Below are 22,094 nucleotides of genomic sequence, written 5' to 3' on the forward strand. Positions count from 1 at the left end.
AAGACGACACCTATGAGTGCAGCTTCGACAACTGGCAAAGAATCACAAGACACGGGGACACGACGCCGGTCGGTGTTGATTCGCAACCGTAACTTCGGCCTACTCTGGGGCGGCGAATCGATCAGCCTGTTAGGCAGCGAAGTCAGCACCATCGCGTTGCCTTCGCTGGCGGTTCTCGCGTTCGGCGCGGGCACGCTCAGCGTCGGCACGCTGGTCGCCCTGCAATGGATACCGTTCGTTCTGCTCGCGCCGATCATGGGCGTCTTCACCGACCGGTGGCGCAGGCTGCCACTGATGATGATCGCGAACGTCGCCCGGGTGATCATCCTGGGCTCGCTGCCGCTGGCCGCGGTGCTCGGGCACCTCACGATCACGCAGGTGTACATCGTCGCTCTGCTCAAGGGCATCTTCGATGTGGTCTTCCAGCTCGCCTACCAGGCCTACATGCTGCAGATCCTGGCGCGGGAAGATCTGGCCGAGGGTAATGCCGCGACCCAGATGAGCCGCTCGATCGCTCAGGTCGCCGGCCGGTCGATCGGTGGCGGGCTGGTCGGGCTGGTCGGCGCCGCGAAGGCGATCGGCATCGACGCGGCGTCCTATGCCATCGCGGCGATCACCCTCGGACTGATCAAGCACAAGGAACCCGCGCCCAAGCCCGCCGAACGCGGTCTGGGCGCCACGCTGCGGGAACTGAAGGCCGGCGCGGTGATCACGTTCGGCAACCGGCTGCTGCGCTCGCTGGCCCTGATGGCGACGTTCGGCAACATGGCGGTGTCGCTGACGCTGACCATGATCATCGTCTACGCCTACAAGAACCTCGGGCTGTCCGCCTCGCAGCTGGGTCTCGCGCTCGGCATCGGCAGCGTCGCGGTGATCGCCGGCGCGCTGCTGTCCAGGAAGATCAACGCCAAGCTGGGCATGGGCCGGACCGTGGTCCTCACCCACTCCCTGCTGGCCGTCGCGTTCCTGCTGCTGCCGCTGGCCACGCTGGGCAACAAGACGTTCGCGTTCGTCATCATCGCGATCTCGCAGGGCCTCTCGGCGGCGACCACACCGGTCGCCAACGTGGGCGGCATGACGATGATTCAGATGGCGACGCCGCCGGAGGCGATGGGCCGGGTGGCCGGCGTATCGCTGCCGTTCGTCTGGGGCGCCAACGCGGTCGGCCCGATCCTCGGCGGCGCCGTCGCGGTGTGGATCGGGACGCAGAACGTCTTCTTCCTCTCCGCCGCACTGGCCCTGCTCGCGGTGGCGGTGATCTACATCGGCGGCGTGCACCTGATCCGCAACGAGGTGCCCGAGGAGTACCGGGCCAAGGTGTGATCGCCGCGGTGTAGCGGAAAGATCGTCATGACAGGGTGAGCGCGTGCCGCGTGCCGCGTGGCGCGTCACGCGTTTGCCGTGCGCCGGGCATGGATTACGTTGTCGCGGAACCGGATCCGGCGGGCAGCAGGGCGCGCACCGCGTCGATGGTGTCGGCATCGGCAGATTCCTTGTCCGGGCGATACCGCACGACCCGCGCGAACCGCAGCGCCGCACCGCCGGGATACCGCGGGCTCACCTGCACCCCGTCGAGCGCGATCTCGACCACCAGGTTCGGCTTCAGGTACACGGTGTGCTCGTCGCGGGAACGCTCGTGCAGCGGGAATTCGGCGGTCTGCCAACGCAACAGCTCATCGGTGAGCCCCTTGAACGTCTTGCCCACCATCACCGGCTCGCCACCGTCCGGATCGCGCGCCCCCAGGTGCAGGTTCGACAGATAACCGGTGCGCCGGCCGTACCCCCACTCAGCGCCGAGCACGATCAGGTCGAGGGTGTGCGTCGGTTTGATCTTCTGCCACGCGCGACCACGGCGGCCGGCCGCGTACGGCGCAGACAGCAGCTTGATCACGACGCCCTCGTGGCCTGCCGTCAACGCGGCGTCGAAGTACTCCGCCACCGCTTCGGCATCGGGCCGCACCAGCGCCGGAATGCCGTGCTCACCTACGACTTTCGTCATCGCCGCCCGGCGTTCGGACAGCGGCGCGTCGAGCAGATCGACACCGTCGAGGTGCAGGCAGTCGAAGAAGTAGGGGCGCAGCAGCAGGTCACGGGTCGAGGTGGCCTCGGGCACCGCCTGGCCGAGCGCGGTCGCCTCGCTGACCGCCGATTCGGCGTCGGGTGTCAGCGCGAACCGGCTCATCGTCTCCTGGAACGGGCGCGGGCGTCCGGCATCCGTCAGCGCCAGGGTCTCACCGTCGAGCACCACACTGTCGCAATCCAATCCGGCGACCAGCTGCACCAGCTCCGGCACCTTCGCGGTGATGTCGCGCAGCGTCCTGGTGAAGATCCACACCTGAGTTCCCTTGCGGTGCACCTGGATCCGCGCACCGTCGAGCTTCTGCTCGACGCTGACGTCACCGGCGAACTCAGCGAAGGTGTCATCGAGAGTGCCGCCCGGCGAGGCCAGCATCGGCTGGATCGGCCGGCCCACCTCCAGCCGGAACTCCGAGAGCGCCGCCGCGCCGCCGGTCATCGCGGCCACCGCCGCCACCGGCAGCTGCCCCGACAGCATGTGTGCGCGGCGTACCAGATCGACCGGCACCTCGGCGGCCACCGCGACCGCCTCCGCGACCACCGCGGTCAGCGCACCCTGCCGCAGCTCACCGGTCAGCAACCGCACCAGGAATTCGCGCTCCGCACCGGTCGCCGCGGACAACAGCGTGACCAGCAGCTCCCGCCGCCGGGCCGTCGAACCGGAACCACTCGTGCCGGCCAGCTCGGTGAACGTCTCGTCGACCGCGGCGACGGTCAGGCCCGGCTCGGCGGCAGGCTCGACGTCGAGCGCCAGCAGCGTGCGCCACCCGGTCCCGATGCGGCCCTGCAACAACTCACCGGACGCCCACGCCACCACCGGCGCACGTTCGGCCGGCTCGGCCTGCGCCAGCAGCGCGGCGAACGTGGCGATCTTGCTCTTGCGGGAGGAGGTCGCCCGCACGGCGCCGGACGCCTCGACGACTTGCGACAGCAGCACGGGTCCGACGGTAACCCGCGCGACGGCGAATTGCCGGGAATTCAGTGCGCGGCGGCGTCCCAGCTGCGGCCGACGCCCACCGAGACCGCCAGCGGCACCGACAGCTCGATCACGTTCGACATGTGTTCGCGGGCAATGGCTTCCAGCGCGTCGCGCTCGTCCGCGGCGACCTCGAAGACGAGTTCGTCGTGGATCTGCAACAGCATGCGCGAACGCAGCCCCGCATCCTGAATCGCCTTGTGCACGTTGATCATCGCGACCTTGATCAGGTCGGCGGCGGTGCCCTGGATGGGCGCGTTGAGCGCCATGCGTTCGGCGGACTCGCGGCGCTGCCGGTTGGTCGAATCCAGATCGGGCAGGTAGCGGCGGCGACCGAACAGCGTCGAGGTGTAGCCGACCTTGCGCGCCTCGACCACCGCGTGCCGCAGGTAGTCGCGAATGTTGCCGAATCGGTCGAAGTAGACGTCCATCTGTTCTTTGGCCTCGGCCGGCTTGATCTTCAGCTGCTGCGCCAGCCCGTTGGGCCCGAGGCCGTACGACAACCCGTAGGACATGGCCTTGACCCGGCGGCGCAGCTCCGGGGTGACCTCGGCGATCGGCAGGCCGAAGGCCTTGGACGCGACGAAGGTGTGCAGGTCCTCACCGGAGTTGAACGCCTCGATCAGGCCCGCGTCCCCGGACAGGTGCGCCATGATGCGCATCTCGATCTGGCTGTAGTCCGCGCTCATCAGCGACTCGTAGCCGGAGCCGACGACGAACGTGTCCCGGATGCGACGTCCGGTGTCGGTGCGGATCGGGATGTTCTGCAGATTCGGCTCGGTCGAGGACAACCGGCCGGTCGCGGCGATGGTCTGGTTGAACGTGGTGTGGATGCGGCCGTCGTCGCCGACCGACTTCAACAGCCCCTCGACGGTCACCTTCAACCGGGTCGCGTCCCGATGCTCGAGCAGGTGTTGCAGGAACGGGTGCTCGGTCTTCTCGAACAGCGATTCCAGCGCGTCGGCGTCGGTGGTGTAACCGGTCTTGGTGCGCTTGGTCTTCGGCATGTCCAGCTCGTCGAACAGCACCACCTGCAACTGCTTGGGCGAGCCGAGGTTGATCTGCTTGCCGATCACCGCGTAGGCGGCCTCGCCGGCATCGGCGACCCGGGCGGCGAACTCGGACCGCAAGTGGGTCAGCTCGTCGATGTCGACCTCGATGCCCGCGTCCTCCAGCCCGGAAAGCACCTCCAGCAGCGGCAGTTCCATCTCGGTGAGCAGCGGGGTGGATTCGATGGCCGCCAGTTCGGCGTCGAAGACCTCGGCGAGGTCGCAGATGGCGCACGCCTGGAGGATCGCGGCCTGCGCGGGCGCGTCGGCACCCGGTTCGGCGGCCGTGTCCGCCCGTAGTTCCCGCGATAGGTACCGCAGCGACAGATCACCGAGGTCGAACACGCGCTGGCCGGGCTTGACCAGGTAGGCCGCGAGCGCGGTGTCGCTGGTGAGTCCGCCGAGGCGCCAGCCGCGCCGGCGCAGCGCGTGGAGCGCGGGTTTGGCCTCGTGCATCGCCTTCTGCGTGTCGGCATCCGCGAGCCAATCGCCGAGCGCCCGTTCATCTTCCGGGGTCAGCCCGACGACGTCGAAGTAGCCGCCCGCGCCCGCATCGGTCGAGACGGCGATCGCGGTCGGATCGCCGGCCGCGTTCTCGGTCACCGAAACGCCGTAGCGCGCACCCGCTTTCGCGTGCTCGGCCAGCCACTCAGCGACCGTGCCCGGCGCCACCGCGCCGCCGCTGATCTCGAAGCCGGACTCGGCCTCGGGCTCGGACGGCGCGAGGGTCTCGAACAACCGATCGCGCAGCACCCGAAACTCGAGCCGGTCGAAGAGCCGATGGATCTGCTCGCGATCCCACGGCTGCCGGATCAGCTGTTCCGGGGTGTAGGGCAGTTCGACGTCGCGGACCATCTCCGTGAGCCTGCGATTGAGCACCACGCTGGACAGGTTGGCGCGCAACGCGTCCCCGGCCTTGCCCGGCACCTCGTCGACCCGCTCCACCAGGGTGGCCAGATCGCCGTATGCACGCACCCATTTGGCGGCGGTCTTCTCCCCCACCCCGGCGATGCCGGGCAGATTGTCGCTCGGGTCGCCGCGCAGCGCCGCGAAGTCCGGGTACTGCGCCGGCGTGAGCCCGTACTTCTCCTGCACCGCCGCCGGGGTGAACCTGGTCAGCTCCGAGACACCCTTGCGGGTCAGCAGCACCGTGACGTTGTCGTCGACCAGCTGAATGGCATCGCGGTCGCCGGTGACGATCAGGACGTGGAACCCCTGCGCCCCGGCCTGTGTCGCCAGCGTGGCGAGGACGTCGTCGGCTTCGTAGCCCGCGATGGTCAGCACCGGGATCCCGAGGGCGGTCAGCATCTCCCAGATGATCTCGAACTGGCCGCGGAACTCCTCCGGCGTGCTCATCCGGTTGGCCTTGTACTCCGGGTAGGCCTCGGTGCGGAAGGTCTTGCCTTTGACGTCGAAGGCCGCGGCGACGTGGGTGGGCTGTTCGTCGCGCAGCAGGTTGATCAGCATGGCGGTGAAGCCGTATATCGCGTTCGTCGTCTGTCCGGTGACAGTCTTGAAGTTCGCGGCGGGCAGCGCGAAGAAGGCGCGGAAGGCGAGCGAGTGTCCGTCCAGCAGCAACAGCGTCGGCCGTGCGTCGGCGGAGTCTGCATTCGGGGTGGAATCTGCGCTCGGACGCTGGTCGGCGTTGCCTGGGGTCACCTCTCCGAGTCTAGGTAACAAGCGGTATCGGGTGCGTATCTTTGCCGGGACGTCGCTGGGGGTCGCGTCCCGCGCGATTTGCCCGTTCGGTGCCGATTGGTCGATAGCCGAATGGCATGTCGTTCAACCGTCTTCGGTGCGGCCGCGCGGGCGGAGTTCGAAACAAACTCGAAAGGACCGATCCCGGGCGCGGTGCGCAAATGTTCGGGTTAACCGGGATCGATCGCCCGAATAGGCCGCGCGGTAAACGTCGCGAATCTCGGTGCCCACTGATCGTTGCGGCAGCGCAAAGACCTTATTTCGGGCAACTACGCAGCGCCGCGGCCTGCCTCGGCCGCGGAACGGCAGCCGAACGCACAAAGTGAACGGTTCTCGTTTTCCATTTCTGATGTCGCAAAGGCGTCATCCGGGCGGCAAAGGCAATGGCCAGCCGACGGTTACGGCGCAGGCCACGCCCATGCTCGACGTCGTGGCATCGTGCGACTGCGGTAATCTCTCGCCGCTGATCCTGATGACGGCTTTGTGCCTCCAGAAGAGATCTGAGTCGGTGGAATCGCCGACTTTACAACGTATCTCGCCCACCGTCTACAAGTATCGGCAACCTCGCCGCCACAGCTGTTCGCGTGCGACGGAACAAGACTCCGCCTGGATCGGTCACCCGGAGGTACCGGCCGGTCCCCAGTCCCGCGCACGTCCGGGGAGCGGGATGTCCGGGACGTGCCCCTGACCCGCCGGACCGCCCGCTACCTCGCGAGACGCCGAATGTGCTGGGGGAAAACCGAACCCGCGCCCACGCCGCGTCCGCCGCCGCACCCTATCCGCCCGCGCAGTCTTCGACTACCATCGAAGCCATCAGCGTAAGCCTGCGACCAGCGACAACGCAGAGTCGTGTCGGCAAAGCGACGACACTGCGGCAAGACGGGTTCGCCGACTCGGCGACACATCGGTCATCCGCCCGAGTGCGCACGCGTGTATATGTACATTACGATCAGCAGTGTTTAAGATAACAGAATCGACGCAGGGTGTCGTAAGTATCCCACACTCGGTGTAACGTGTGAGCACATATAGAAAATGTCGTCCGTGTCACTCGTGGGTCCGATCGACCCGGATGACCGCTCGGAAGTAGCTGAAGATTTCCGACCGATACACAGGAAGCTGAGCGACCTTTGGACTCCGACTGGGGTGTGCAGATGAGCAGCGAATCGCGAGACTACATGATCACCGTGATGACGCGCGACAAGGATCACGCGCCCGACCCCCGAATCAGCGCAGTCATCAGATCGAACGATGAGTCCGAACCACACATCGTCGAGTTGACTGTGCACGCCTCCGAACAGGGCGCGACCTTGCCGCATGCCGTGCGCGACATCAACTTCGAGCAGTTGGCGAAGGCGCTGCTGAGCACGGTGGCGGCGTCCGCGCTGATCACCGACGTGCAGCCGGCCACGCCGCGAAACGACAAGCCGGTGCAACCACGGCGCAGCAGTGGAAGCGGCAACAGCAGCAGCAATGACGCCAACAACCGTCCGTATCGCAAGATGCCGGCCGTGGATGAAGTCCAGGCAGTGTTTCTGGAGACCGGGAGTGTCGGCAAATTAGCCAAACATTTCGATGTCCCTCGGTATACCGCACAGTCTTGGGTCGACCGGCTGCGGCGTTCAGGAGTGTTGGAACCTCCGGTCGCCAGCTAGTGCCCCGGTGACAAGAGTCTGTGCTGTGAATTGACTCCTCTCACTACCTACTGCGACTAACCACACATAGTATTTAGTGTCGTGCGCGTGCTGTCAAGTGGAACTTGGTGCCACGCGCACGCCTCTACGTGGCCTTTTCGATCGATCGTCGTCTCTGTCGAGGGGCGTGCGTGCGTCGATGAAAACCACACAGACCACACATACTCCGCGTTGCCGACCGCTCCGCCGGACGGCGAATTGACCCAGCTGACGGCCCCGCTGCCGGATCCTGCGACGGCACAGCGGAGATCTTCTACCCCAACCGGATTCGTGCGCGCAGATGTGCGCTGAGCGGGTGCCACAGGTGTGCCGATCAGCGAGCGGCCTCGAGCCAGAGCGCCGCGGGCGTGCCCAGGCGTACCGACTCCACCGCGGTGATCCGATAGACATTCGCCGCGGTCGAATGCGCCAGCATGCCTCGGACGCCGTGCAGCTGCAACGCGGTGCGGCCGGCCAGGCGCGCATGCTCGGCCGCGACCGCCAGCACCGCCGCCGTACCGCACCGTTCGCCGCGGTCGAATGTCCAGGCGGCCTTGTGCAGCACCAGCCGCCAGCCGTCCGCCTCGCCGAGCAGCGCCGCGAGCCGATGCGCGACCGTTTGCCGCTGCGCGAGCGGCTTTCCGGACTGGATGCGCCCGTTGACGTGTGTCCTGGCCACCTCCACGATCCGGTAGGCGAGGCCGAGCAGCAGTGCCGCCTGCCGGATTCGCGCCGCCCCCAGCGCCCGTTCCCACTGCGCCGCCGATAGGGGCACGACCTCGGCGGCGGCCCCGTCGAACCGCACCCGCGAGGCGGGCAGCCCGAAGTGGTCGATGGATTCGACCGTGCAGCTACCGGTTTCCGGCAGCACGAGGTGCCAGGCACCGTCATCCGCCCGCACCACGCACAACCCGATGGTGCTGCGGGGCAAGGGTTCCGACTCGCCCCACAGCTTCCCGTCCGGCGTCACCCGGATGCGCGCCGGGCCGTCGGCGCCGATCACCGCGGCGTGCCGCAGTCCCTTGTGCAGGTCGGCGATGACCTCCGAAAGGTGTTCTGTCCGTGTGTCATCACTGTCGAGCAGGTCCAGCGCGAACGCGGTCGCACGGTAACAACCGAGCGGCTCCAGCCCGAACCCGAGGCGTTCGTTCACCACGATGTCGGCGGTGAGCCCCAGCGCCAGGCCGCCGAACCGTTCCGGCGCGTTGAGGGTGGGCACGCCGATCGTCGCCAGCTGCGCCGACGGTTCGCCGGTGCGGGTCAATACGGTGTCCACCGCGTCGCGCAGTCGCTCTTGCAGCGGATCGAGTCGCAGGTCCATAGCGGTCAGCCCCCTGTGCGGCCGTGGTCGAATACGCGTGCGCTGCTGACGATGTCGAGCATGACCTCCGACGCACCGCCGGAGATGGTCATGCCCGGTGCCTCGCGGAAAGCCGCCTCCAGCACCGGATTACCGGGCTCGAGCAGGTCGAGACCGAGGGTGTCGAACGCCCACCACGCGATGCGCTGAGCGGTCTCGCTACAGTGCCACTTCGCGAACGACGACTCCGCGATGTCGGCGTTGCCATCCTGAAGGTTCTGCATCACCTGACAACTCAGCAACCCGCTCGCCTCGATCCGGGTCCGGTGCCGGGCCAGGTCGGCGCCGACGGGGCCGGTCCGCGCGCCGTCTTCTGCGAGCCGCTCGGTGACCACGTCCAGCCAATGCTTGCCGCGCGCATAGTAATCCAGCCCGGTGCGTTCGGCGGCGAACATCTGGGTGATCAGCGACCAGCCCGCGCCGACCGCGCCGAACAGCGCGTCCTCGGCCACGTGCACATCGGTGAACCAGATGTCGTGGAACTGCTCGTCGGCCAGGCTGGGCAGCGGTCGGACGACGACGCCTTGCGCGTCCAGCGGCACCAGGAACAGGCTGATCGCCTCGTACGGGCTGCCCTGCGGGTCCGTGCGCACCGCGCAGAGCGCGAAGTCGGCGTAGGCGCTCTTGAGGTTGTAGGTCTTGCGCCCGTTGATGACCCAGCCGGTGTCGGCGCGCACCGCGGTGGTGGTGATGCCGGCCAGATCGGATCCGTGGTCCGGTTCGGTGAACAGGATGCACGCGGTCAGATCGGCACTGGCCATGGCGGGCAGCAGTGTCTGCCGCTGCTGCTCGCTGCCCGCGGCGAGGATCAGCGACCCGACGTTGAGCACCGAGATGCAATACAGGTTCTGCGGGATCCGGTGCGCGACCAGCTTTTCCAGCAGCGTCACGGTCGCCGTGAAATCCGCGGCGCGGCCGCCGTATTCGACCGGCCAGGCGGGCGCGAGAATGCCCGCGCGACCGAGGTGCCGGTACAGCTCGCGAGGATCGCCGTCCATACCGTCGCGTCGTCGGGCGATCTCCGCCAGCAGCCGAGCGGTCTGCGGTGCGCCCAGCACCTCGTCGACCTCGGCGGCGAACTCGACGGTCTCCGGCGGCACATCGAAATCCATCTCAGGAGCTCCTCGTCGGTAGCTGGGGGCGCGGTTGCCGGCTCGCCGCGTGCACGGCCCGGACGATCTCGGCGTGGTTGTCGCTGAGGAAGAAATGCCCGCCCGGCAGCACGGAAAGCCGGAATTCCCCGGTGGTTTGATCCGCCCAGGGCCGCATCGTGGCCGGCGGCACCTCGGGGTCGCGGTCCCCGCACCAGGCGGAGATCGGGCAGGCCAGCGGCGCTCCCGGCCGGCACCGGTAGCGCTCGATCATGCCGAAATCCGCACGCATCATGGGCATCAGCACGTCCAACAGGTCCTGGTGCTCGAAGATCGCCGGCTCCGCGGCGCCGTATTCGCGCAGCATCTGGATGAATTCGGGCCGCGGCAGGTCGCTGACCGGACTCAGGGGCCGCACGATGGTAGGCGCGGGACGGCCGGTGACGAACAACTGCCGCACCGGCCGCGCGCCGCCGCTGAGCCGCCTGCTCACCTCGAACGCGAGGATGGCGCCCATGCTGTGCCCGAACAACAGCACCTCGGTGGGCTCGGCCGCGATCGCCTCGGCGATCTCGTCCGCAAGCAGGCCGAGATCGTTGGCGGGCGACTCGCTCATCCGCACGCCGCGACCGGGCAACAGCACCGGCACCAGCTCGACCGATCCGGTGAACCCGGGCACCCAGTCGGCGTAGTAGGCCGAGGAGCCACCCGCGAACGGGAAGCAGTACAGGCTGTGCGTCGCACTGGCGGAACGGAATCGGTTGTCGAACCACAGCCGCGCGGCGCTTCGGCCGGTCACCGCGCGGTCACTTTCCGCGGTGTCAGGCGGACCGGCATGCTCTTGTAACCGGGCACGAAGTGCGAGGCGACATGCTGTACGTCACCGGCGATTTCGACCGTGTCCACCAGGTCGAGCAGTTCGTCGAGGAAGATCTCCAGGCCCACCTTGGCCAGGCCGGCGCCGATGCAGTAGTGCGGTCCGACGCCGAAGGCGACGTGCCGATTCGGGCGCCGACCGGGATCGAAGGTGTAGGGATCGCGAAAGACTCGCTCGTCCCGGTTCGCCGAACCGAGCCAGGCGCTGACCGGCTCACCGGCCTTGATCGTCTGCCCGTGCATCTGCACATCCGTTGTGGCATAACGCATCAGCGCGGTCACCGGCGACGCCCAGCGCAGCAGCTCGTGCAGGCAGGTCGCGCGCAGCTTCGGATTCTCCCGCACCGCCTGGAATTTCGCCGGATGCTCGGCCATCAGCGTGAACAGGGTGCCGAGCGCGTGCGGCGTCGTGACATTCGCACCGATGAGCAGCACGAAGCAGTTCAGCACCGCCTGCCGCTCGGACAGCGGGCCCTCGGTCAGGTTCATCGCCCGCAGCGTGCCGATCACGTCGGGATCGTCGTCGTCGCGGCGGCGGCGGGCGAACTCGTCGCGGAAGAACTCGAACAGCTCGTGCCGCGCCTGGCGCACCGTCGACTGGGCGGTGCCGGTCGAATAGGCCGGATCGTCGTAGGCGATCGTCATCATGACCAGCTCGGCCAGCCGCTCCCACGAATCGGGATGCAGTCCCATGAGCGTGCCGGTGACGGCCATCGGGAACATCATGGCCGGCTTGGCCATGTCGGAGACGTCCGCGTCCAACCCCGCGAGGATCGTCTCCCTGGCCAGGTCGCGCAGCAGCTTCTCCTGTCCGGCAACGACACTCGGGCTGAACGCCTTGTTCAGCGGCACCCGGAGTTCGCCGTGCCGCGGTGGATCGGTATCGGCCAGCATGTCGTCGGTGGCGATGTCCGGGGTGTTCAGGTCGAGCACACAGAGGATGGTGCCGCGCCGGGAGGAGAACTCGGCATGACTGCGCAGCACCCGGCTGACGTCCTCGTGCCTGGTCACCACCCAGAACGGTGCGCGGCCGCGGCCGGGATCGGCGCGGTAGACCGGTTGGTGATCGCGCAGGTGGGCCCACACCGCGTGCATGTCCGTCGAGGCGTGAAAGGCGGAGTCGAGCAGATCCGGATCCTGGAACTGCACCGGGCAGAACGGCGGCGTGGAGATGATCATCGGCCGGGCCTCTCAGAGTCGATGCGGACTCGCCGCTCCCACAGGTATTCGTAGAACGGCAGGTGATGCTCGTAGTAGCGGCGCAGCACGGGATCGGTGTCGATGGTCCGGTCGTAGCGTGTCTGCTCGCGCCGCACGGTCGAGCTGGCGCTGACGCCGCTGTGCCAGCGCGCGGACTGCCGCCATTCCGGTCGCTCCCCCGGCTGCCAGCTCAGCATGCCCGCGTGGAAGGGCAGACCGACCGCCGCACAGTAGGCGCGCGCGGTCCGCTCCGGCTGGTCGACGAAGTCCGCGGAGTCCAGGACCACCGGATCGTCACCGGCCGCGACGGCCGCCTCGTAGATTCGATGCAGGTACTCGACGCCGACCTCGTGCAGTTCCATCTGCGGCCGCAGCGCCGCGTACGAGGGAATGATCTCCGCCGGATCGCGCAGCAGGAAGGTGTGCCGCACGCTCTTCAGGAAATCCTGCCGGTCGAAGATCAGGTCGTACCGGCAGTCGGTGGTGTCCTTGAAGAACACCTTTTGCTGTCCGGACAGGTCGAGCATGGCGTCGATCAGATCGGCGGTGGACCGCACCACGACATCGCCGACCTCGGTGTGGCCGTCATTGGCGATGTTGCAGAACGGTTCGTGGAGCAGGCGCAGGTCGTCGCGTTCCAGCAGCATCCGGAAGAAGACGGTGGAGCGGGACCGCGGTGCGCTCCACAGGGCGAGGATCGGGCTGGTCATCGCGCCTCCACCGACTCGATCTCGGCGAGCAACCAGTCGACGATGAACCCGGCGACGTCGGCTCCGGTCGCGTCGATGGCGCCGTGGAACTCCGGGGTGTGGTTCACCTCGTTCGCGTACAGGCGCTCGTCCTGATCGATCAGCAGGTCGACACCGAGGAAGCCGCCGCCGACCGCGTGCGCCGCCGCCACGGCCAGCTCGGTCAGCTCCGGGGTGATCGGGCAGGGTGTCGCGATGCCGCCGATGGCGGTGTTGGTGCGCCAGTCGTCGACCGCGTTCTTGTAGATGGCACAGACCACTCGATCGCCGGCGACGTAGGACTTGATGTCACGCCCGGGCTTGTCGATGTGCTCTTGCAGGAAGAACACGTGCTGCTGCGGATTCGGCAGGGCCGCACGGTGTTCCAGGATGGCCCGGCCCTGTTCGTCATCGTGGATCCGTGCGGTGAGGTGACCCCATGACCCGGTGACCGGCTTGGCGACCACGGGATAACCGAGCTTGGGCATTGCGGCCAGGGCGGATTCGGTGCCCCAGGCGACCGCCGCCTGCGGAATCGGCAGTCCCGCAGCGTGAAACGCCAGTGCGGTCCGGAGTTTGTCGCCGCAGACCTCGAGGGTGTCCGGGCGATTGAACGTGGGCACGCCGAGCAGGGTGAGCGTCGACGCGACCGAGGCCGCGCGGCCGTGGCCGACCTCGCGCATCAGCGCCGCGCGGTAGGGCGGCCTGCCGTCGGCCAGCAGCACGGTCAGCTTGCGCGGATCGACGTGTTCGTAGCGCAGGCCGCGCCGCCGGAACGACTCGAGGATGAGTTTCTCCTCCCGGCGAATACGCGAGGCGACAACGGCTATCGGCAGATCGGTGGTCTTCACGGGCGCCCCTCTCGATTCCGGACCGACACCGCGTCCGCCGCGAGCTCGAGCTGATCGAGCGCGTGCGCCAGGCGGCGCGTGAGTTCGGTGCTGTGCCTGCGCAGTTCGTCGAAGCGGTGGCGATCCCAGACCCGGGAGTGCGCGCCGGTCATGCGCACGCCGGTCCAGCCGTGCGCGACCGCGTCGACGCCCGCCGCGGCCTCGGCGAGTTCGTGGATCCGCCAGCGGATCGCTTGGCGGCGCAGGAATTCCGCGTGCAGGCCGGACTGCGCCTGGATGTTCCAGCTGATCACATACAGCTCGCTGAGCGCCGCGGCGGCCAGTTCGGAGCCGGGCGTGAGCGCGCATAGTTCGTCGAGGTAGCGGCGCAGGCCGGGCAGCCCGGACTGGATATCGCCGGTGTAATCCTGCTGATACCGGGTTACGTTGCCCCGGAGCACGTTTCCGAGCCAGTCGAGATCGGTCACCGGAACTGGGCCGCGCATGGTGGCACGTAGCCAGCGCCGGTCACTGGGACTGGCACTGAAGAACACGTCGGAGTCGTCGGGCGGGTTGAGCGACCCCCAGCTCGCCAGGAAGTCGGCGATCGGGATGGGTCCCTGGAACGCGGGTGGCTGTGCGTCGGAGACGAACACCTCGGTGTCGGTGATGCCGTAGACGACCAGCAGGTGCGCGGCGTGCACGTCGTGGAAGGCGGGACGGAACGGCAGCCAGTAGTTGTCCACCGCCGCGATGGGCAGCACCCCCGCGGCGAGGGCCGCGCGCAGGTCGTCGAGGGTGTCGTCCGCGCTGCGCTGCCAGGACGATTCGAACGGATGGAACAGCGCGAGCCGTTTGGCCAGGGAATCCGGCTCGGCGAGGAAGTAGTACTCCTCGAAGGTCCAGGCGCCGGGGCGGCGGCGGAATTCCCAGGGCGCCCCGAGCACGGTGACCGGATCATGCCCGTCGTGCAGCAGCACGGTCGCGAAGGTGGCGTGCAGGCAGCTGCCGAGGTCACGCGTCCAGAGCTCGATTGTCGCTGCCGGGCCGGTCATTTCGCCGCACCGTTCGTGGACCGTCCAGCGCTGCCGGTGAGCAGGGTGAGGGCGAAGACGTGCATGGCGACCAGTCGCGGGAACCGCAGTGCGTGCGCGGTGCCGCGCCGGGGCAGGCCGACCCGGGTCAGCCACATGGTGGTGGGCAGCCCATGCTGGACGTGGTGCGGGTAGTGCATGCGGGTGGTGCGGAACGCGGACAGCTCGCCGAAGGCCGGTGTGCCGTCGAGGAAGTCGGAGATGCCCACGGGCAGCGGGTCGGCGTGGCCGTCGTCGTAGTACGCCCAGAGCGTGTCCGTGCTGCGCCGTTCCGAGGCGGCGAGCAGGTAGACCCAGTCGTACTGCCCCGGTGGGAGATCGATGAGCTGCCCCTCGCACCGCACGTTGTCGCCTTCGGGACGCGCGTTCGCCCAGACGAACGGGATGCCCGCCACCTCGATCTGCGCGCCTGGCGGCGGAAGTTCCTCGGCGGGAAAGGAATTGCCCCAGGCGTTCAGCCGTCCGTGGTCGAGATCGGCGGTGCCGGTGATGGCCCGGTTGTTGAGCAGATCATCGAGGTCGATCAGGCAGAACTCCGGTCGTGCCTGCCCGGCGGGTAGCCGGCGCACGAGGCGGTCGACCGTGGTGTCGGTCGTGAACAACTGGCTCATGGAACCTCCGGTCAGTGCATCGAGCTGTGCGTGCGTCCCGGCACTTCCGCGGGGTCGGGCACGAGGTTGAAATCGACGATCAAGGTGTCGCGCCAGCCGGACAGACGCGGATCCATCGCCCGGATCTCGCTGACCCCGTGCTCCATCGTCGTGTCGGACAACATCAGGACTTCCAGGGGTTCGGTCATGGTCACGGCGTACTCCGCGTCCGGCAGTCCGCGCCGGAACACCTGGTTCTCCCCGCCGACGCACTGGTGCCTGCCGATCAGATGGATCGACACGTACGCGTGGCCGTCGGAGTGCCTGCCCTCCGGCGCGGGGTCCGCGCCCTGGTACGGATCGGCGATCACCCGGATGAAGTGGATGCCGAGTTCCCAGTCGTGCGTCCCGGCCACCCGGTTGACGAAAACGACCGACTCGCGCAGGATGTCGGCGAACTCGAGGCTGGCGAAGGACGCCTCGGGCAGCGGCTCGAATACTCGCAGCTGACCGCCGAACACCGGGTTGACCGCCTTGCTCTGGAAAAACTGCGAGCCGCGCAACGGTTCCAGGGTGCCGTCGCGATGCGCGAGCACCCGGCCGTACCGGCGATTGCGGCGACACCGGGCCGAGTCCAGATAGGCATCCGGGACCAGGTCGTCCCAGGCGGCCGCGAACTGTTTCCAGCCGGGTCCCTCGGTGCGCACGCGCAGCCGGCCGTGCGCCCAGCCGTGCCGGGTGAAATCGTCCGTGCGCGGACTGCCGAGCGCCGTTGCACCGGCAACGACCGCATGCTCGGATGCCCGGTCGGAGTCGTCCATCAGTGGTTCCCCTCGGCGATTCAACGTGGATTCAACGTGCGCGAAGGCCGGTCGACCCAGACCTGTGTCGATGACAATCTCTACACAAAGGGCCCACAGTCTTTCTAAGCAAGATACTACAAACTATATCGATGCCTTGTCGAGTGGCGCCCCCGCCCGCTGCGGCAGTTAGCCTCTCTAACAGGGACTTTGGCAAATTCGAAGCGTTCCGGGGATATATGCAGACACTGTGGTATTTATAGAGTCTGCGCGGCCATGGCCGGGTCCGGGGCGGGCGTATCGCACCGTCCCGGGCCCGGTCGGATCGCGGCGGCGAGGTTGCCGCCGCCGCGACCAGCCTCAGCCGACCGGTTCGGTCACCGGGGCTGCTACCGGTACCTCCAGCACCTCGGCCGGTACCGAGCTACCGTTGGCGTCCGCCGCGGGCGTGGGTTCGCCCTCGACGACCGTTTCCTCGTCCGCCCGTGCTCCCCCGACCTCGGTCGCCAGCAGTTCGGCCAGCGCGCGGACGGTCGGGTTGCTCCACAGGATGGTCGGCGGCAGGTCCACCCCGAAGCACCGGTGCAGCCGCACCCGCAGGGCGACCGTGAGCACCGAGTCGACGCCGAGCTCGAGCAGCGGCCGGTCGATCGCGATGTCGTCCGGCGCGAGGTTGAGCTCGGCCGCCACCTGCTCGTGCGTCTCCGCCAGGACCAGACCGGCCAGCTCGTCGGCGGGCACGGTGGTCCAGTCCACCGCGCCGCCGCCTACGCTTTCCGCGCCCGTCTCGGCGGCCGAGAGATGGGCGAAGATCGGCAGGGTGTGGTCGGGCATGACCCGCATGACCGCGACATACGGCAGGCCGAACCGGTCCGCGTAGCTCCAGCTGCGCAGCGCCTCGGTGACCGTGATGCCGCCGAGCCCACGCGACTCGGCCTCCAGAATCGTTGTCTTGCCGGTGGTTTCGCCCATCCCCCGGCCGATCCACTGGGCCCACGCGATGCTGTTCGCGCCGAACTCACCCTGCGCGCGCCGCAGCGCGGCCAGCCCGTCCAGGAACGAGTTGGCGGCCGCGTAGCTGACCTGGCCGGTGAGCCTGGCCAGCTGGCCGCAGGAGGAGAACATGGTGAAGAAGTCCAGCGTGCCCGCGGGGAACAGGCGATGCAGGACCATCGCGCCGTCCACCTTCGGGCCCATGGTCGTGTCCAGGTTCGCCGGACGGGTTTTCTCCACCAGCGCGTCGGACACCACCCCGGCGCAGTGCACGATGCCGCGCACCGGCGGCAGGTCGAGCGTGCCGGGGTCGAGGGCCGCGGCCGTCGCCTCGGCATCCGAGATGTCCAGGCGCAGCACCCGTACCGTGGCTCCGGCCGCCTCGAGGGCGACGACCTCCGCGACTTGCGCGGCGACCGCCGGGTCCGACACCGAATCCCATGCCGAGCGTGGCGGCAGGCCGCGGCGGCCGATCAGCACGAGCCGGCGGGCGCCCCGCTCGACCAGATGACGTGCCGCCTCCAAACCGAGTGCGCCGAGACCGCCGGTGATCAAATAGGTTCCGTTCGGCCTGCAGTCCACCGCCTCGTGCTCGGCCGGGCGTTCGATCTTGCGCAGCCTGGCCGCGAACACGCCGTCCGGGGTCACCGACAGCACGTCCTCGGTGGGCGGCAACGCGCCGATCAGCGCGGCCACCGACTCGGGTGCGGCGGCCTCGGCGATATCGATGACACCGCCCCACACATCGGGACGCTCGCCCGCGACGATCCGGCCCGCACCCCACAGCGGCGCGTGCGACAGCGCGGCCTCGGCGCCGCCGTCGCGCACGCCTTCGGTGAGCACCCAGACGGCGGGCCTGCGCTGCGCGTCCGGGATCGCGGCCACCCGCTGCACGGCGTCGACGAGCGTCTCCGCGCAACGACGGGCCGCCAGTTCGGGCGTCTCCCCCGCCAGCAGCGCTTGCGGCGCGACGATAACGACATCACCGGCGGCGAGCAGACCGTCATCGATCGCGGCCGGACCCGCCACCGCCCTGGCCGGCACGCCGCGCCCGGCGAGCGCCTCGGTCAACGCGGGCCAGCCGGCCGGCCTGCCGATCAGCAGGGCTTGCCGCGGAACTCGGGCGTCGGCCCGCACTTCCACCGGCTCCCAGGTCATTCCGTGCACCAGCTGACGCGGGCCGACGGCGCCGGAGCCGATGTCCTGCACCTTGACATAGCGCAATCCCGTTGCCGCGCAGACCACCTCGCCGCTCTCGTCGGCGACCACCATGTTGATGGTGTCCGGCGTGCGCGGATCGCGGGTGGTGTGCACGTAGACGCGACCCGGCGGGTCGCCGCGGAAGACGAGCGATTCCAGGTGCGACGAGGTGCGCAACACGGACGAGTCCTCGGCCATCACCAGCACGCCGCTGGCGGTGAGCGCCGCGTCGATCACCGCGGTCCAGCTGGACGGGTGCAGCTTCGGCGTGTGGTCGACGGTCACGGTGGCGAGTTGTTCCTCGTCGCCGCGGACCAATTCCTCGACCACCCACGGGAAGGTGTAGCCGTCCACGCCCATCGCGCGGAAGATCCCGTCCACCTTGGACCAGGTCCAGGAGACCGGGCAGCGGGCTCGGATCGCGTCCGGGTCTTCCAGCCGGGTCGCGCCGACCACCGGTGCGCGGACCACCGTCGCCGTGGTGTGCGTCAGCCATTCGTCGTCGTGACCGATGCTGTTCTCGTCGCGTTTGATCCGGCTGGCCAGGCGGACCTTGTCCTGTTCCAGCACCACCTGCACGACCCGCGGTGGATGGGCGGCCAACGGCGTGCGGAACACGATGTCGCGCAACCCGCACGCCGGTTCGCCCTCAGCCGTGGCGGCGCCGATGAACGAGTTCAACACGACCGACGCCGGTACCGTTTCCACACCGACTACCTTGTGCGACTGCACGTACGGCCGGTTGGACATGTCCAGCTCGGTCTGCCAGACCCGCTGCACCGGAGCGCTCGCGACAGTGGTGTGCCCGCCGACCAGCGTGTGCGTGTCCGGATCGTGGCCCCGGCCCACACCGCGCTCCGGCGGCGTGTCCGGGAAGATCCAGAACGGCCGATGCTGCCAGCGCACGCCGGGGACGTCCACCAATTCGCCGGTGTACGACCAGGTCACCGGGCAGCCGACGCTGTGCAGGCGGGCCAGGTTGGCCAGCACCGTGCGCTGCTCCGGCTGATTCTTGCGCAGCGTGATCGCCACCTGAACGTCGGGAATGCCTGCGTCCAAGGCGGTTTCGGTGATCGAGTGCGCCACCACCGGATGCGCGGAGACCTCGACGAACACCCGGGCGCCGTCGTCGAGCGCGGCGCGGACCGCCTGCTGGAAGCGCACCGGATCGGCCAGATTGGTGACCCAATACTTGCCCTCGCGAAGCGCGTCGGAACGCGGGTCCGCCAGCGCGGTGCTGTACAGCGGCACCCGCGCGGCGGCGGCGTGCAACTCGTCGGCGGCCGCCCCCACCTGGTCCAGCACCTCGCGCACGTGCGAACTGTGGAACGCGACATCGCTGTTCACCCGACGGGCCCGAATGCCCTCGGCCGCCAGCTCGGCGACCAGTGCGTCGACCGCGTCGATGTCACCGGAGACCACCGTGGACAGCGGGCTGGCGGCGATCGCGGCGACCACGCCGTCGCGCCCGGTGACCCGTTGTTCGACGTCGTCGAAGGCCATGGGCACCATCGCCATTGCCCCGCGCCCGGCGATCCGCTCCAGCGCGCGGGCCCGGCGGCAGGCGAATCGTGCCGCCGCCGCGCGGTCCAGGCTCCCGGCCGCCGTGGCGGCCGCGATCTCGCCGACCGAATGCCCGATCACCGCGCCCGGACGCAGGCCGAGCTCCGACCACACCTCGGCCAGTGCCACCTGCATCGCGAAGGTCATTGCCTGCGTGCGGGTTACCGTCCACGGCCCGCCCGCTTCGATGGCCGAACGCGGGGTCCAGCCCAGTTCTTCGGTGAAGATCGGCGCGAGTTCGTCGATGACCCGGGCGAACGCGGGCTCGGTGTCGAGCAGCTCCTGCCCCATCCCGGACCATTGCGAGCCGTGCCCGGAGAACACCCAGACCGGTCCGGCGGCACCGCTGTCGCCGAACGTGTTTGCCGCCCAGGTGGTCATGGCCGGCGTGGCCTCGGCATCGGCCAGCGAATCCAGGCCGGCGATCAATTCCTCGGCGCTGCCTGCCACCACCGCCGCGCGCCGAGCCAGGTGCGAGCGGCGGTCGCACAGGGTGTGCGCCAGCGAATCCAGATCGACATCGGGGTTGGCGCGCACCCATTCGGCCGTCGCCCCGGCCAGCCCGCGTACGCCCGCTTCGGACACCGCGGAGAGCGGGAACACCCACGGCCGGACGGCACGATCGCGACGGCGGTCAGCCTCTGCGTCTCTGTCGGCCGGCGGCTCCTGCAACACGACGTGCGAAATCGACCCGCCCACACCGTAACTGGACACCCCGGCTCGCCTGCCGTGCCGACCGGCCCGCCACGCGGTCGGCTCGCCGACCAGCCGCATCCCGTTGGCCGCCAGATTCAGCTCCGGGTCGACCTCCTCGTGCGGGCTGGCCGGCAACTCACCGTGCCGCATGGACAGCAGCACCTTGATCACCCCGGCGATACCCGAAGCCGCCTCGACGTGGCCGACATTCGGCTTGAGCGTGCCGATCAGCAGCGGGTCGTCGCTGTCCCTACCGGTGCCGAAGACACTGCCCATGGCGCCGGCCTCGGCGGAGTCGCCGAGCCGGGTGCCGGTGCCGTGTGCCTCGACGTATTGCACGGTGCGCGGCTCGATTCCGGCCCGCTGGTAGATCTCCTGGAACATCCGCCGCTGACCGTCGCCGCTCGGCGCCATCATCCCGTCGGAGCGACCGTCCTGGAAGGCGCCGCTGGCCAGCACCAGCCCGTGCACCCGATCCCCGTCGCGCACCGCGTCACCGAGCCGCTTGAGCACGACGACGCCGCCGCCCTCGCCGCGCCCGTAACCGTCGGCCGCCTTGTCGAACGCCTTGCTGCGCCCGTCCGGCGCGGTCGCCGAGGCCGCGTCGAGCGCGACCACCAGGGCGGGCGAGGCCATGATGTTGATGCCGCCGACGATCGCCACGCCGGTCTCTCCGCTGCGCAGGCTCTGGCAGGCCACGTGCAGGGCGGTCAGCGAACCCGCGCACGCGGCGTCCACCGCCATGCTCGGGCCGTGGGTGTCGAGGAAGTAGGAGATCCGATTGGCGATGCCGTAGAAGGTGGTGCCGTTCACCGCCCAGGCGCCGGTGCGGCTCAGGTCCTCCAGCAGCCTGCGGCCGTAGTCGTTGGAGTTCGCCGCCACGTAGACCCCGGCGTCGGTGCCGGACAACGACATCGGCGGCAGGCCCGCGTCACACAGCGCCTCCCAGGCCAATTCGAGCATGATCCGCTGCTGCGGGTCGATGTACTCGGCCTCGCGCGGCGTGATCTGGAAGAACTCGGCGTCGAAGCCCTCGATGTCGCGCAGGAACGAGCCCTTGCGGGTGGTCTTGCGCAGGATGGCCCGGGTCTGCGGGTCGATCTCGTAGGGATCCCAACGGCGGGAAGGCATTTCGCTCACCGCGCTGCGGCCCGCGCGCAGGTGTTCCCACAGCAGGCCAGGGGTGTCCAGATCGGGGGCGAATCGGCAGCTCATGCCGATCACCGCGAGCGGCTCCTCGGTCGGATGCGGGGTCACAGTCGAAGTCTGGCCATTGTCAGTCAAGGCGCACGCCTCCCTCATTGTCAGTTGCTCGGCGCAGGCTCAGCGGTCGCATGTCGGTCCATACCTCGGCGATGTGTGCCAGGCATTCGTCCTTCGGGCCGGCGAAACCTGCGGCGGCCCAACCGTCCGGGACGTTCCGCCCGTCGGGCCAGATCGAGTACTGGTCCTCGTGGTTGCGCACCACGAGATAGGTGCGTTCGTCCGTGGTCACTGTTACTCCCATCGATCTAAACGCCCAGGTCTGTCGCCGCCGTGCGATGGCTGCGGCTAGGTCTCGGCGCATCCTCCCGGTCGGTTTTGCGGATGTCGTTGCTGGACAG

Annotated in this window: 15 protein-coding genes; 2 read left to right on the forward strand and 13 right to left on the reverse strand. The window is 68.8% G+C overall.

Translation table 11 applies throughout. The features are described from left to right. Positions 1–72: 72 nt before the first annotated feature. A complete protein-coding gene (locus ACFQ9K_RS08430; protein ID WP_378719806.1) occupies positions 73–1,323 on the forward strand; it encodes an MFS transporter in 1,251 nt (416 codons plus the stop codon). A 94-nt stretch (positions 1,324–1,417) separates the two neighbouring features. Here ACFQ9K_RS08430 and ACFQ9K_RS08435 read toward each other — a convergent pair whose 3' ends face one another. Both ACFQ9K_RS08435 and polA read right to left on the reverse strand, forming a co-directional pair. After that, on the reverse strand, positions 1,418–3,013 hold the full coding sequence (locus ACFQ9K_RS08435; RefSeq protein ID WP_378719804.1) for an ATP-dependent DNA ligase: 1,596 nt from the start codon (positions 3,011–3,013) through the stop codon (positions 1,418–1,420). A gap of 41 nt (positions 3,014–3,054) precedes the next feature. Beyond that, complete coding sequence (gene polA, locus ACFQ9K_RS08440; RefSeq protein WP_378982982.1) at positions 3,055–5,760, reverse strand: DNA polymerase I; 2,706 nt, start codon at positions 5,758–5,760, stop codon at positions 3,055–3,057. A 1,190-nt stretch (positions 5,761–6,950) separates the two neighbouring features. Between polA and ACFQ9K_RS08445 the strand changes: the two genes are divergently transcribed. Further along, complete coding sequence (locus tag ACFQ9K_RS08445) at positions 6,951–7,451, forward strand: hypothetical protein (RefSeq protein ID WP_378714744.1); 501 nt, start codon at positions 6,951–6,953, stop codon at positions 7,449–7,451. A gap of 352 nt (positions 7,452–7,803) precedes the next feature. On the opposite strand, the gene ACFQ9K_RS08450 is transcribed toward ACFQ9K_RS08445, so the two are convergent. The 11 genes from ACFQ9K_RS08450 to ACFQ9K_RS08500 all read right to left on the reverse strand — a co-directional run bounded on the left by ACFQ9K_RS08450 (position 7,804) and on the right by ACFQ9K_RS08500 (position 21,985). After that, complete coding sequence (locus ACFQ9K_RS08450) at positions 7,804–8,790, reverse strand: acyl-CoA dehydrogenase family protein (protein ID WP_378714742.1); 987 nt, start codon at positions 8,788–8,790, stop codon at positions 7,804–7,806. Between the two features lie 5 nt (positions 8,791–8,795). Continuing rightward, the gene (locus ACFQ9K_RS08455; protein WP_378714741.1) at positions 8,796–9,941 is read right to left on the reverse strand and encodes an acyl-CoA dehydrogenase family protein; all 1,146 of its coding nucleotides are present in this window, start codon (positions 9,939–9,941) and stop codon (positions 8,796–8,798) included. A 1-nt stretch (position 9,942) separates the two neighbouring features. Then, complete coding sequence (locus tag ACFQ9K_RS08460; protein ID WP_378714740.1) at positions 9,943–10,719, reverse strand: thioesterase II family protein; 777 nt, start codon at positions 10,717–10,719, stop codon at positions 9,943–9,945. Then, positions 10,716–11,975, reverse strand: a complete 1,260-nt coding sequence (locus ACFQ9K_RS08465; protein ID WP_378714738.1) for a cytochrome P450 — start codon at positions 11,973–11,975, stop codon at positions 10,716–10,718. Before ACFQ9K_RS08465 ends, ACFQ9K_RS08460 begins: the two co-directional genes overlap by 4 nt. Continuing rightward, positions 11,972–12,706 carry a hypothetical protein gene (locus ACFQ9K_RS08470; protein ID WP_378714737.1) on the reverse strand — a complete coding sequence of 245 codons (735 nt, stop codon included), beginning with the start codon at positions 12,704–12,706 and terminating at the stop codon, positions 11,972–11,974. The genes ACFQ9K_RS08465 and ACFQ9K_RS08470 overlap by 4 nt, the downstream gene beginning before the upstream one ends. Further along, positions 12,703–13,575, reverse strand: a complete 873-nt coding sequence (gene lysX / locus ACFQ9K_RS08475) for a lysine biosynthesis protein LysX (protein ID WP_378714735.1) — start codon at positions 13,573–13,575, stop codon at positions 12,703–12,705. Before lysX ends, ACFQ9K_RS08470 begins: the two co-directional genes overlap by 4 nt. Then, complete coding sequence (locus ACFQ9K_RS08480; protein WP_378714733.1) at positions 13,572–14,609, reverse strand: BtrH N-terminal domain-containing protein; 1,038 nt, start codon at positions 14,607–14,609, stop codon at positions 13,572–13,574. Before ACFQ9K_RS08480 ends, lysX begins: the two co-directional genes overlap by 4 nt. Then, positions 14,606–15,259: a hypothetical protein gene (locus tag ACFQ9K_RS08485; RefSeq protein WP_378714731.1), complete on the reverse strand. Its 654-nt coding sequence runs from the start codon at positions 15,257–15,259 to the stop codon at positions 14,606–14,608. The genes ACFQ9K_RS08480 and ACFQ9K_RS08485 overlap by 4 nt, the downstream gene beginning before the upstream one ends. Before the next feature lie 11 nt (positions 15,260–15,270). Next, positions 15,271–16,059 (reverse strand): 2OG-Fe dioxygenase family protein, encoded by a 789-nt coding sequence (locus tag ACFQ9K_RS08490; protein WP_378714729.1) that lies wholly within the window; start codon positions 16,057–16,059, stop codon positions 15,271–15,273. Positions 16,060–16,398: 339 nt separating this feature from the next. Further along, positions 16,399–21,747, reverse strand: coding sequence for a type I polyketide synthase (locus tag ACFQ9K_RS08495; protein ID WP_378714728.1), 5,349 nt, complete (start codon positions 21,745–21,747; stop codon positions 16,399–16,401). A 19-nt stretch (positions 21,748–21,766) separates the two neighbouring features. Beyond that, entirely contained in the window at positions 21,767–21,985 is a 219-nt protein-coding gene (locus tag ACFQ9K_RS08500; protein ID WP_378714726.1) for an MbtH family protein, read from the reverse strand. Positions 21,986–22,094: the final 109 nt, after the last annotated feature.

The sequence above is a fragment of the Nocardia sp. NPDC056564 genome, from assembly GCF_042793755.1.
In the GTDB taxonomy this organism is placed as follows: Bacteria; Actinomycetota; Actinomycetes; order Mycobacteriales; family Mycobacteriaceae; genus Nocardia.

Excerpts from the sequence above, each read along its gene's own strand:
- ACFQ9K_RS08485 (WP_378714731.1), bottom strand. The coding sequence starts at position 15,259 with ATGAGCCAGTTGTTCACGACCGACACCACGGTCGACCGCCTCGTGCGC.
- ACFQ9K_RS08450 (WP_378714742.1), bottom strand. The coding sequence starts at position 8,790 with ATGGACCTGCGACTCGATCCGCTGCAAGAGCGACTGCGCGACGCGGTG.
- ACFQ9K_RS08445 (WP_378714744.1), top strand. The coding sequence starts at position 6,951 with ATGAGCAGCGAATCGCGAGACTACATGATCACCGTGATGACGCGCGAC.
- ACFQ9K_RS08465 (WP_378714738.1), bottom strand. The coding sequence starts at position 11,975 with ATGATCATCTCCACGCCGCCGTTCTGCCCGGTGCAGTTCCAGGATCCG.
- ACFQ9K_RS08490 (WP_378714729.1), bottom strand. The coding sequence starts at position 16,059 with ATGGACGACTCCGACCGGGCATCCGAGCATGCGGTCGTTGCCGGTGCA.
- ACFQ9K_RS08470 (WP_378714737.1), bottom strand. The coding sequence starts at position 12,706 with ATGACCAGCCCGATCCTCGCCCTGTGGAGCGCACCGCGGTCCCGCTCC.
- ACFQ9K_RS08480 (WP_378714733.1), bottom strand. The coding sequence starts at position 14,609 with ATGACCGGCCCGGCAGCGACAATCGAGCTCTGGACGCGTGACCTCGGC.
- ACFQ9K_RS08455 (WP_378714741.1), bottom strand. The coding sequence starts at position 9,941 with ATGGATTTCGATGTGCCGCCGGAGACCGTCGAGTTCGCCGCCGAGGTC.